The 10842-nt window shown below is 36.8% G+C and carries 10 protein-coding genes, 1 tRNA gene, 1 pseudogene and 1 other annotated feature; of the genes and pseudogenes, 4 read left to right on the top strand and 8 right to left on the bottom strand.

Going from position 1 to position 10842, the window contains the following annotated elements:
- The 5 genes and pseudogenes from RRY75_RS10605 to epsC all read right to left on the bottom strand — a co-directional run.
- Positions 1–201: pseudogene (locus tag RRY75_RS10605) on the bottom strand (hypothetical protein); the annotation flags it as partial.
- 5 nt (positions 202–206) lie between these two features.
- Positions 207–1784: a putative polysaccharide biosynthesis protein gene (locus tag RRY75_RS10610; RefSeq protein ID WP_332493899.1), complete on the bottom strand. Its 1578-nt coding sequence runs from the start codon at positions 1782–1784 to the stop codon at positions 207–209.
- Positions 1785–1817: 33 nt separating this feature from the next.
- Positions 1818–2198, bottom strand: coding sequence for a Mini-ribonuclease 3 (locus RRY75_RS10615; RefSeq protein WP_332493901.1), 381 nt, complete (start codon positions 2196–2198; stop codon positions 1818–1820).
- A gap of 53 nt (positions 2199–2251) precedes the next feature.
- Entirely contained in the window at positions 2252–3667 is a 1416-nt protein-coding gene (cysS, locus tag RRY75_RS10620; protein WP_334309877.1) for a cysteine--tRNA ligase, read from the bottom strand.
- A gap of 24 nt (positions 3668–3691) precedes the next feature.
- Positions 3692–4471, bottom strand: coding sequence for a serine O-acetyltransferase EpsC (gene epsC / locus RRY75_RS10625; RefSeq protein WP_332493903.1), 780 nt, complete (start codon positions 4469–4471; stop codon positions 3692–3694).
- Between the two features lie 44 nt (positions 4472–4515).
- Positions 4516–4773 (bottom strand) — a binding site (T-box leader).
- 438 nt (positions 4774–5211) lie between these two features.
- Between epsC and RRY75_RS10630 the strand changes: the two genes are divergently transcribed.
- A complete protein-coding gene (locus RRY75_RS10630) occupies positions 5212–5745 on the top strand; it encodes a hypothetical protein (protein WP_332493904.1) in 534 nt (177 codons plus the stop codon).
- A 12-nt stretch (positions 5746–5757) separates the two neighbouring features.
- Positions 5758–7338, top strand: coding sequence for a hypothetical protein (locus RRY75_RS10635; protein WP_332527835.1), 1581 nt, complete (start codon positions 5758–5760; stop codon positions 7336–7338).
- 157 nt (positions 7339–7495) lie between these two features.
- Here the strand turns inward: RRY75_RS10635 and ispF are convergent, their stop codons facing one another.
- The gene (gene ispF / locus RRY75_RS10640) at positions 7496–7969 is read right to left on the bottom strand and encodes a 2-C-methyl-D-erythritol 2,4-cyclodiphosphate synthase (protein ID WP_332527836.1); all 474 of its coding nucleotides are present in this window, start codon (positions 7967–7969) and stop codon (positions 7496–7498) included.
- A gap of 183 nt (positions 7970–8152) precedes the next feature.
- Between ispF and RRY75_RS10645 the strand changes: the two genes are divergently transcribed.
- Both RRY75_RS10645 and RRY75_RS10650 read left to right on the top strand, forming a co-directional pair.
- Positions 8153–8626, top strand: a complete 474-nt coding sequence (locus tag RRY75_RS10645) for a sigma-70 family RNA polymerase sigma factor (protein ID WP_332493908.1) — start codon at positions 8153–8155, stop codon at positions 8624–8626.
- A 14-nt stretch (positions 8627–8640) separates the two neighbouring features.
- Positions 8641–9561: an anti-sigma-V factor rsiV gene (locus RRY75_RS10650; RefSeq protein ID WP_332493909.1), complete on the top strand. Its 921-nt coding sequence runs from the start codon at positions 8641–8643 to the stop codon at positions 9559–9561.
- Positions 9562–9633: 72 nt separating this feature from the next.
- On the opposite strand, the gene RRY75_RS10655 is transcribed toward RRY75_RS10650, so the two are convergent.
- Both RRY75_RS10655 and RRY75_RS10660 read right to left on the bottom strand, forming a co-directional pair.
- Positions 9634–10491, bottom strand: coding sequence for a DegV family protein (locus tag RRY75_RS10655; protein WP_332493910.1), 858 nt, complete (start codon positions 10489–10491; stop codon positions 9634–9636).
- Positions 10492–10706: 215 nt separating this feature from the next.
- Positions 10707–10780 (bottom strand) — tRNA-Met (locus RRY75_RS10660).
- Positions 10781–10842: the final 62 nt, after the last annotated feature.

Genomic DNA, 10842 nt, shown 5'->3' on the forward strand with positions numbered 1-10842 from the left:
TTCGCCTTGTGGTTTACCCGCACCTTGTGGTCTACCTGCACCTTGTGGTCTACCTTCGCCTTGTGGTCTACCTTCGCCTTGTGGTTTACCCGCACCTTGTGGTCTAGGTTTTTTGTCACCTGTATTTTTTTTATAATAAGGTTTTTTATTTTCTTTTTTAGGCTCGTTCGTTCTGTCTGCTTGATTTTGCTCTAAATTCATTCTATTTAATTCTCCTTTTTCTTTTTGAGTTCTTGTAAGTCTTGTTTAGAAATTCCGCCTGTAAGCAAGATAACAATCGCATACACGATTGCGCCTATACCTACCGCGCCTATTGTCATAACGGCATTTTGCATTTTAGAAGTTGCATCTAAAATATTACCCAATAATCCGTACCCAAAGTATGCTGCTACACCCATTACTGCTGCTGCAATAAGTGGTTTGACAATGACAAGCATAGTATTGAGTTTAAAGCCAGTTTGCTTCTTAACAGCTAAGAAGTTATACAATGTGAAAGTTGCATAACCTGCAATTGAAGAAAGTGGTGCACCAAGAATACCCATACTTCCTACTAAAATAACATTTAATACTGCTTTTACAACAGCTGCAATACCTAAAGCTTGTACAGGAATCCATACTTTTCCGAGACCTTGAAGGACACCTGTCATAGCTTGTCCAAGCATAATGAATGGAATACTGAAAGCTGAAAGACGTAAAATAGGTCCACCTTGTAAAGATTCTGGGAATAAGAAGCCCATAACTGGTTCAGCAAGCACAGCAAGTCCAATTGCTGCTGGTAAAGAGATGAGTAAGCCAAATCTTGAACCAAGCTCCATTTTATCTTGCATTTCCTTGTGGTCTTTACGCGCTACTGCTTCAGCAATAGCTGGTACAACACTTGTTACAAGCGCCATACCAAAAGCTAATGGTAGGTTGACAAGTGTTAAAGTATTGGTAAGTTGTCCAAATAAATCCGCTGCCACAGTTTGATCCATGCCACCACTTACGAGTCCAGCCGTTACAATCGCTGAATCTAGGAAGTTCATCACAGAATTGACTGCTGCACCAATTGAAATAGGAACAGCTAGTACCAGTACAACTTTGGCTACACTTTTAAAAGTTGTTGAGACAACCTCTTGCTTTTGTGTATCCATTTCCGCATAAATGTCTTTTTTATGTTTAAGGTAGAAGAGGGCAAGTACCGAAGCACCACATATTCCACCTACAACAGACCCAAATGATGCACCACCCGCAGCATAACCTACATTTGGCATGAAGAAGGCTGCAAGTCCAAGACCTGCTACAACACGTCCAAAGTTTTCTAGGACTTGTGAAATAGCTGTTGGTGCCATGTTTTGCATACCTTGGAAGTATCCACGATATACCCCCATAATACAAACAAAGATTGGGCTAAGTGCTAAGCCCCATAATGAATAAATAGTCTGTGCTTCCCATTTAAAAGCACTAATAAGAATAGGTGCCCCTAAGAAAAAGAGTACAGATAAACTTAATCCTAAAATAATCATAAAGCGCATGGTGTATTTAAAAATCAAATGCGCTTCTTTATATTGTCCTACTACCCTTTTTTCAGCAACGAGCTTTGAAAGTGTAGAGGGAATAGCCACAATAGCAATAGAAGTTAAGAATGTATAAATTGGATACCCATAACCATAGTATCCCATTCCTACATTTCCTATCATAGAGCCAAGTGGTATTCTGAAAAAGGCACTTAAAACTTTTGCAATGAGGGCTGCAACTGATAAAATAAGTGCCCCTTTAACAAACTTCCCTGTAGCTTTTGACATAATTTCCTCCTTAGTCAAAAAGGTCTCTACTCCTTAAAGTGATTCAAAACCTAATTGTATTATCTCTTGTATACGGTCAATTTTACCCTCTAAATATAAATAACCTATGAGGGCTTCTAGACCTGTAGCATGACGATATTCAGTAACATCTGCATTCTTAGGTGCTGATATACTTTTGGCATTACGTCCACGCTTTAAGACTTGTAATTCTTCTTCTGTAAGTTGCTCTTCTACGAGGTGATAAAGTTTTGCTTGTGCACCAGCTCTTACTAGTTCACGAGATGCCCTATGCATTTTGTTAACAGGCATATTCCCTTTAGAAAGCACATAAGTACGAACGAAAAGTTCGTATACACCATCTCCAATATAAGCTAACGCAAGCGGTGAGTAAGTATTTGCTTTATGTGTATTCATATTTATGGCACAATTTAAAACTTCATTAATGTTAGTATTCATATTCCTTAGCTTTATATACGTTTAAAACGTACTCCTTCTCTAGTATCTTCAATTAATATACCTTGATCTTTAAGCCAATCACGAATACGGTCTGCTTCAGCAAAGTCTCTTGCTTTTTTAGCTGCTTTACGATCTTCAATGTATTGTTGAATAGCTTCATCAGATAATCCATGTTCTTTATTACCTTCTGTTTCAAAAAGAAGACCTAAGATATTGTTCAGCTTCATAAATTCATTGTATACCGCTTCTGCAAAGGCATGGGTAGCCCCTTCTTTAGCATAAGTATTGGCAAATTTCACAAGTTCGAAGATAAAGCTGATGGCGTCTGCTGTATTAAAATCATCTTCCATTGCTTTATGGAACTTTTCTTCAAACATGTTAAGTTCTTTTAAAAGTTCTTGCTCTTCTCGTGTTAGTATTTCCCCTTTTGCATGACTTAAAGCAAATTCTAAGTTATCTTTACAATTTTTAATACGATTTAAGCCATTTTGTGCGGCCTCCATAAGGTCGTTACTGTAATTAAGTGGACTTCTATAGTGCGCACTAAGCATAAAGAAACGTACTGTATCATAGCCATAGGCTTCTCCTACATCTCTTAAAATTTTGAAGTTCCCTAGAGATTTACTCATTTTGTGATTATCAATGTTTAAGAAGCTGTTGTGCATCCAGTAGTTCGCAAAGGGTGCCTCATTTACTGCTTCACTTTGTGCCACTTCATTTTCATGGTGTGGGAAAATAAGGTCTTCGCCACCTGCATGAATATCAATGGTGTCTCCCAAGAACTTTTTGCACATAGCAGAACACTCAATGTGCCAGCCAGGTCGCCCTTCACTCCATGGACTTTCCCAGTATGGTTCTCCGTCTTTTTTAGGTTTCCAAAGAACAAAGTCCATATGATTTTTCTTTTCGTTGCCAAGTGTCACACGATCACTTGCACCTGCTTCTAAATCTTCCAATACCTTTTTAGACAATTTACCATAGCCTTTAAAAGCTGTTGTATCAAAGTACACACTGCCATTTATGGCATATGCAAAACCTTTTTCAATTAACGTTTCAATCATCTTAATGATGCCATCCATCTCTTCAGTTACTCGAGGATGATGTGTAGCCGGTTTAACATTTAAGTTTTTACCGTCTTTTAGCGTTTCATGAATGTATTCTTCTACAAGCTCAGTAGTAGAACGGCCTTCTTCATTGGCTTTTTTAATGATTTTATCATCTACGTCTGTAAAGTTTTGAATAAAGTTGACCTCATAACCTACAGCTTCAAAGTATCTTCTCACTGTATCAAAAACAATGTATGGTCTTGCATTCCCTATATGGATTAAATTATATACCGTTGGACCACATACGTACATACGCACTTTTCCTGGTTCAATAGGATTAAAAGTTTCTTTTTGTTTGGTGAGTGTGTTATAAATTTTAATCATGTTTCCTCTCCTTAGTGTATTTTAGTTTCTATATGTTTCACAAGCTTCTTTGTTTAGGCAATTGAGCTCGGTACACTTTGTGTATCCATTATCTTCTAGGTCTTCTAGATCTTGTACTTCCTTGGACTGAGTACTACTAATCCTTTGGTTTTTAACCTTTTCAAGTTCTTGTTTTACTTGTTGAATACTACTTTGAAGTTCTTCTACAGTCTGGCGCATTTTGCAAATTTCCATTTGAACAGGATCTGGGACTTTTACTTGGTCTAGCTGTTGACAAGGATCCACTCTTTGTCCTGCAACACGTACAATCCTACCTGGAATCCCTACAACTGTACAATCTTCTGGGATTTCTTGCAATACAACCGCATTCGCTGCTATACGTGAGTTATCTCCAACTTTAAAAGGTCCTAATACTTTTGCACCTGTACTAATCATGACATTGTTGCCAATTGTTGGATGACGCTTTCCATGGTCTTTCCCTGTTCCACCTAAGGTGACACCGTGATAAATGGTCACATTGTCTCCAATTTCACAAGTCTCTCCAATAACGACGCCCATCCCATGGTCAATAAAAAGTCCTTTTCCAATGATGGCACCAGGGTGTATTTCAATCCCGGTTAAACCTCTTGCTAGTTGAGAAATCAGCCTCGCTAAAAAGTACCACTCTCTTTTGTATAGTCTATGACCCATTTTGTGAAACAACAAAGCATAAAAACTAGGATATAAAAAAACTTCTGCTGTGCTTTTGATGGCGGGGTCACGTTCCTTGATGACTTTGATCTGCTCTTTAATATAACTCATAAGCTTCCCTCCTCAAAAAATCCAATAAAAAAACTCCCCCCTAGTTCAGAGGCGAGTTGTATATCGCGGTTCCACTCTGATTAAAGTTTTCTATACAATAAGCTTACTTATTCATACCTACCTATTAATATAGAAGAAACTCTATCTTCATCGCCTTAACGCAGCGCCTACGCTCTATGTTACTTTTCTTCACATAGATAGCTCCAGAATGCACTTCATTTAAGTCCATACAACTCACTTCCAGCCTTGGTGAGTCTCTCTAAAGTACTTCGTTAAACTACTCTTTCTTTCATTGCTTTTATCTTTTTAAATTAAAAAATCTTTAGACTACCTCTTATTATAATTCATAAAGCATAGGGTTTCAACTGCTATTATGTATTTATTATATTAAAGTGGTCTATTTATGTGCTTATTTTATTCATAAGTATCTCTAATTATTTATAAAACTTGACTCATCCTACTACTCTACACTTTTTCATACTTTCATTTATCTACGCTTCTAATGAATTCTATACCTCAATCATACACGCTTTAATGCTTCAAACACACATTCTACAAGAAATTAAATAAAAATTTTGTATTGCTTAGACCTATAAGTTTCAAAATATTTATCTATATTTTACCATAGATATTTTGAAACTTTTTTGCCCTATTTCTTCTCTAACCTCATGTAATGAAAAAAACGAAAAAAATCACTTGAATGAATCAATTAAACTTAAACCTTTAAAGGAGGATTTACCATGAAACACACACAATTATTTGCAATTGCAGGACTTACGCTATGTCTTACAAGTATCTTTTTTACAGGCTGCAGCCTATCTCAACCAAGCGATACCCATACTCCAGTCACTTCCCCTGAATCTTTACCAAAAGATACAAATACCGCAACCCTTACAAGTTTAACAACCCTTATTGGGAAGTCTGATACAGAAATGGTTGCACTTTTGGGTGAGGGCAACGCTTCTCTACTAGAAGATACTACAACAGTTCTTGGGCGTGACTATCTTCTGGATCTTTTTGATACTGAAATCTTACTTTCTGCCTCTCTTGATGAAGATGGCCTAATCCAAGCTTTTACCCTTCTTCCTTCCGACAATGATTTAGACACCTGGAATGAACAACTTACCTCACTCTTTGGACCTGCTCACTCTGAAACTTCAGATGATGGCAGCGAAGGAAGTGGTCGCAAATCCTTTAAGTGGACCATAGATAACACTTCTATGACCTTAAAAAGTGTCTATGAAACACTGAGTATTGAAATCTATAGTTTATAAAGGAGCCCTCTAATGAAAAGGTTATTATCCATATTTTTTATCTGTCTTTCTATCACCTCTCTTTTTACCGCATGTAGCAAATCGCTCCCAAAAGCACAAGGTATACAAGTTCTAGACTTTAGATTAGGTGAGGGATTCATGGAAGAAAACGGTATACAAGTGCCTTATCCTTTAGATGGTCTCCTAGGCATTCCAGAAGGCGACAACAATCCTGTTGCCTTCATCTTACATGGTGCACATACTATCACAGATGTTAACGAAAGCCGTTACTATTTGGGCTTTGACTATCTGGTTGAGGCTCTTACAAAAGCTGGTTATCTCACCCTTTCCATTAACATCAACAGAGCTTTTGTTTCTGAACCAGTCGAAGGTGTAGAGACTGAACGTGTCTTTAACATTTTTAAAGGTTATTATGAACTTTTAGAAAAAGCTAATGCCGGTGAAAAAATTTTCGCCTATGATTTAACAGATAAGGCGAACTTAGACCAACTCAACTTTATTGGTCATTCTAGAGGTGGTGACAATAGTCTATATATCAGCAAACTTTTAAAAGATGCTGGTGATGAGCGTGTACAATCGGTCCTTATGGTTGCCCCTCCTCAAAATATTGTTCTATCTGAAACTTATGTAGATTTACCTACTGGCATTATTTTACCACAATATGATGGGGATGTGTCTACGTTAGATGGTGCTACCCTTTTTAATTACGCTTATCAATTAGGTATACCCCGTAAACATCCAATTGCTTCAGCCTTTTTATATGGTGGCAATCATGCTCAGTTTAACACACAACTTCCAGAGCGTGACATGCTTGTTTTCTATGAGGATGTCACTTATCTACCCGCTCAAACACAGAAGGATTTTCTTATACAATATGCCACAGACTTCTTAAATACATTTAATCGAAGCGGCGTACATTCCCTTGAAACCTTAGGCATAATTCAACCTACTGCATACAGTACTCCATTTATGCCGTCACTCCTTATGTCAGAAGGATACCGTCTTGTTATGCCTACAAATCTTGTAGAACTTTCAAGTGCCCACTATAGCATGCCTTCATCAAATAAGATGGATGTTACCTATGTTACATTATCTTCCTTCCCTGAAGAAGATACCGCGGCTCCTTTTAACCATCCTGTAGGACTACATGGTTCTATACCTCTTTATAGTTTGGCTTGGCAAACACCTGATGCTACACTTACTTTCTCTTTAGACACACAAAACTTAAGTAACTATAAGCAACTTGCCCTTTGGATAGCTAATGATTCTACTCATCCTTATAATGATGGCAATAACCCTCTTGAACTGGAAGTTATCCTAACAGATGTTAAAGGGCTAACAGCTAGCAAAGTCCTTTCTGCTACTAGGGATTCTGCTCTTCGCTATAACCCTACACCAATTATAAATATTCATGCAGACATTGACGGTTTAGACCCCTACTGGAAAGCACAACATTTCACGCCACTAGGTACTCAATTTATCCCTCTTACTCATTTTAGTGGCATTGACCTGACACAAATTACTTCTATTACTCTAAAAGGGCTGAACCCTTCAGGTGCCGTTATGCTAGGAGGCATTGACTTATACGAATAGAACTATATCCAGCACTTCTTTCTACGTTATCCACTATTAGACATTTTAGTGTGCACAATAGTTTTAGTTATTATGCAAAAATCCTAGGGTTCCAAAATAATTTGGTGTCCTAGGATTTTTGTATTTGAAGTATGGTTGGCAAAAAACATTTAGCATCTTATTTATCAAGTAAGACAATCGCTTGACTAGAAATGCCTGCCTCAGTTCCTGTAAATCCAAGTCCTTCTTCTGTTGTAGCCTTCACATTGATTTGGTCTAGCTCTATGTCTAGTGCCTTTGCAATATTTTCTCTCATTGTTATAATATATGGAGCCATCTTAGGCCTTTGGGCAATAATTGTGGCATCGATATTATGAATTTTAGCCCCTGCTTTGTCTAGTAACGCTTTCACATATTCTAAAAGCTTAATACTAGAAATACCTTTATACTGTGGCTCTGTATCTGGGAAGTGTTTTCCAATATCCCCCTCTGCAATGGCACCTAACAGTCCATCCATAATCGCATGTACCAATACATCTGCATCAGAATGTCCTAACAATCCTAATGTATGAGGAATTTCCACTCCACCTAAAATAAGCTTACGTTCTTCTACTAATTTGTGTACATCATATCCCATGCCAATTCTTAACATCTTTTCTCCTCTTTTCTTCTATATTCATGCTATTTATATGACCTCTAGTATCAACCTTTTACTTCCTTATTATAGCATATTTGAATTTAAATTTTACTTCATACCTTGAAACTTCTGCTCCAATGTAGCAGTCTAATACATGTAATACATCAATTGAAATACCAGCGCTGGAAGGTAAAACATATGGAAACAGAAATCATTAATTACATTGTCTCCCATAAAGATAAACATTATCGTATAGCCTATAGCTATGTTAAAAATCAAGAAGATGCCTTAGATATTGTCCAAGATACCATTGTTAAGGCACTCAAATATCAACACACCTTACGTGAACCTCACTATTTAGATACTTGGTTTATTAAAATTCTTATCAATACTTGCAAAACCTTTCTAAAAAAACAAAATCGTTATATGGACATAGATGACGAAACTTTGCTTAGTTTAGATGCCCCTCAGCTAGATACTTATAAGTATTTTGAACTAGAGGATGCCCTAGACCAACTTAGTTATAACGAAAAAACAATTATTTTACTCCGTTACTTCCAACAATTTGAGTTACAGGAAGTCTCTACAGTTATGGAACAAAATCTTAGTACTGTTAAATCTACCCTATACCGTGCCTTAAAAAAGCTCAAATTACTTTTAGAAAATGAATAAAGAAGGTGAATACTATGAATAAAAACTTATCTGACCAAGAAAATAAGTTAACCCAACAACTTGATACAACACTTCACACCATTGAAATCCCATCTGAATTAGACTCAGTTGTTCAAGCTGCCATCAAAAAAGGCTCTGCCTCAAAAAGAAAGGTGATTAGAATGAAAAAATGGAGTAGAACACTAACTACTACTGCTGCCGTTCTTATGATAGGTTTTGTAGGGGCTGCTAATATAAGTCCTACTTTTGCTAAGACCATGAGTACTATTCCTGTACTTAACACTTTAATCAATGTGGTGACTTTTAACCAATTTGATTACCATGAGGAAACTTATGCAGCCCAGTTAGAAACACCCGCTTTAGAGGGTCTTCAAAACACAACACTACAAGACACACTAAATACCAAATATCTAAAAGAAAACAAAGCACTTTTTGATCAATTTCAAGAAGAAGTAGCTCAAATGAAACAAACCACTGAAGGTGGACATTTAGGGATTAATACAGGCTATACAATTAAAACAGATAATGATCACATTCTATCTATTGGGCGCTCTGTAGTCAACACAGTAGGCTCTTCTTCTACGACCATTACCTATGATACCATCGACAAACAAAATGAACTTCTTATTACGCTTCCAAGCCTTTTTAAAGATGCTAGCTATGTAGATGTAATCAGTGAAAATATCTTAGTCCAAATGCGCACACGTATGATCGAGGATGCCAATCAATTTTACTGGATAGATGCCGATGCCGAGTTCACTGATATTTTCACTTCTATTGATGCTGAACAAAACTTCTATATTTCCGATACCGGTAAACTTATCATCTCCTTTGATAAATATCAGGTGGGCCCCGGTTCTATGGGTGTACAAGAATTTGAAATTCCAACAGAACTTCTCCAACCTCTTTTAGTAAGCAATACTTATATTCACTAAAAAAATGCCCTAAGTAGTCCTCTCGGCTAACTTGGGCATTTTTCTATACGTTTTATTTGAATGTATTGATATCTATTCTATGATTTGCACAGCAACACCTATAAGACCTGGTCCTGTATGTACACCTAGTGCTGGGCTAATCTGTCCTTCTACAAAAGCTTCAATATTGGGAAGTTGTTTCTTGAGTTCTACTTTAACACCTTCTGCTTCTTCTGCTGCACCACCATGGCATACCGCAATATTATACTTTTTCCCTGTTAAACTAAATTCTTTAGCAAGCTCTACAATCTTTTCAAGAGATTTTTTCCTTCCTCTTACTTTAGCAAGGTTATAGTAAATGCCTTCATCGTTACAAGAGATAATTGGTTTTAAGTTGAGTGCATTTCCCAAAATAGAGGCTACAAGCCCAATACGCCCACCTTTTTGAAGATACTCTAATGTGTCTACGCAAAAGAACACTTTAACTTTAGAAATATTACGCTCTACTGTGCCCACTAATTCCTCAAATGGCATTCCTGCTTCAATAAATTCAGCTGCTTGAATGGCATTGAAGCCACCCGCAATGCCAATATTAAGTGTATCAATTGTTCGAATATCTAACCCCTCATATTCTTTTGATAGCATAGTCACCAAGTTATGCGTCCCGCTCAAGCCACTAGATAAGGTGACAGCAAGTACTTTCTCATAGCCATTTGCTTTAATTTGGTCAAATTTCTCTATAATTTCCGTCCCACTTGGAAGCGAAGTCTTAGGAATCTCTGTTTTTAATTTTGCATAAACTTCATCTGCTGTAATGTCTACACCATCTGAATATTCACCATCACTATAAATGATTTTTAGGGGTATGGTATACATGCCATACTTATCAATTAATACTTGTGGCACATCAATACAGCTATCCACTAATAATGCTATTTTATGTTTGTTCATGTTCAACCCTCACTTTATCTATTATTATAATTTTCTAGTCTCTATTAATTACAATAGTATATCATTTCACTTATCATTTCAAGTAGTTTTTAAAACTATATAATTTTTCTACTAATCTTTCTAGACCTATTGTAATCTTAAATGTTTTTAAACTCAAGTATAATTTATTTTTATTAAAAAAAGCAGATACGATATATCGTATCTGCTTTTTTTAATAGCGGAAGACGGATTTGAACCGCCGACACCATGGGTATGAACCATGTGCTCTAGCCAACTGAGCTATTCCGCCATATTCATTTGTGGTATAAATATGGTCGCTATAGGGCTCGAACCTATGACCCCCTGCTTGTA

The sequence above is a fragment of the Niameybacter sp. genome, from assembly GCF_036655075.1.
Lineage (GTDB): Bacteria > Bacillota > Clostridia > Lachnospirales > Cellulosilyticaceae > Holtiella.